Genomic DNA, 695 nt, shown 5'->3' on the forward strand with positions numbered 1-695 from the left:
CAGGACGCCAGGAAAGTCGGCCGCGTCGGCGTCAAGGCGCTGGTCTATTTCGAGGTCGTCTCGACCTTCGCGCTCGTCATCGGCCTCGTCATCGGCAATGTCGTGCAGCCGGGCGCGGGCTTCGGCGCCCATCCGGACGCCGCGGCGGTGGCCAAATTCGCCGATCCAGCCGCGCACAAGACGACGGTCGATTTCTTCCTCGACATCATCCCGGATTCGGTCGTCGGCGCCTTCGCCCGGGGCGACATCCTGCAGGTGCTGCTGTTCTCGATCCTGATGGGCTTCGCCATGATGGCGATGGGCGAGCGCAGCGCGCCGCTGCGCCGCCTGATCGACGACACCGCCCATGCGGTGTTCGGCGTCATCGGCATCATCATGAAGGCCGCGCCGCTCGGCGCCTTCGGCGCCATGGCCTATACGGTCGGCAAATATGGCGCGACCGTGCTCGGCAGCCTGTTTGGCCTGGTCGCGACCTTCTATTTCGCCTCGGCCTTGTTCATCGTGGTGGTGCTGGGAACCATCGCCCGCTTGACCGGCTTCAACATTTTCAAGTTCCTGCTCTACATCAAGGACGAGTTGCTGATCGTGCTCGGCACGTCGTCGTCGGAGAGCGCGCTGCCGCAATTGATGGCCAAGCTGGAGAATCTCGGCTGCTCGCGCTCGGTGGTGGGTCTGGTCGTGCCGACGGGCTATTC

General features: G+C 64.9%; 1 protein-coding gene. It reads left to right on the plus strand.

What is annotated here, in order from left to right; all coding sequences use genetic code 11:
- Positions 1-695, plus strand: a 695-nt coding sequence (locus QM467_RS19790; RefSeq protein WP_283368050.1) for a cation:dicarboxylate symporter family transporter, incomplete at both ends; no start/stop codon positions are given.

This window comes from Rhodoblastus sp. 17X3, from assembly GCF_030056575.1.
Classification (GTDB): domain Bacteria; phylum Pseudomonadota; class Alphaproteobacteria; order Rhizobiales; family Beijerinckiaceae; genus Rhodoblastus.